This is a genomic window from Vibrio sp. 1978, from assembly GCF_033344345.1.
The window spans coordinates 1-591 of sequence record NZ_JAWPOP010000746.1; the positions used below are offsets into that span (position 1 = coordinate 1).

At 43.1% G+C, this 591-nt stretch carries 1 protein-coding gene; it reads right to left on the reverse strand.

The genetic code is table 11. The annotated features are described in order from the left end of the window. Nucleotides 1-591, reverse strand: a 591-nt coding sequence (locus R8N49_RS28885) for a YbgA family protein (protein WP_318190670.1), incomplete at both ends; no start/stop codon positions are given.

The following is a 591-nucleotide window of genomic DNA, read 5'->3' on the forward strand; positions in this document are numbered from 1 at the left end:
TCTCCTGCGGGTGTGGCTCTAAAAACTTCTGTTTTTTCAGATATTCATCTGGATAAGCATTTAGATAGTGTTTAATTAATGTTAGTGGCGCGAGTAATGGCAGCGTGCCAGTACGATAGTCTTGAATCACGGTCGCGAGTTCTTCTTTTTCATCTTTGTTTAGAGAGCGTTTGAAATACCCTTGAAGATGCATCAACACATTCGTGTTGTTTTTGCGACTGGCACGGTTCGATAGCGCCGTCATCAGACCTAATCGATATTCTCGGTAAAACTCGTCAATCTCATAGCTGGCAACATCTGCGACTAAGCGCCCCAAAGATCGATACGACTCTGGATGATGCGCCATAAGCGTTAGCTTATAACGAGAATGGAAATCGATGATCTTACCGCGTGTCGGCTCACCTGCCATCGATTCATAAAAATCGTTGAGACAGTAAATGCGAGTAATGAAGTTCTCTTTAAGAACGGGATCATTTAAGCGTCCATCTTCTTCGATAGGTAACCACGGCATTTTTTCCATCAACGTTTTCGTGTAAAGACCAACCCCTTCTTTTACAGCGTTGTTTTTGCTGTACACTTTTACGCGTTCCA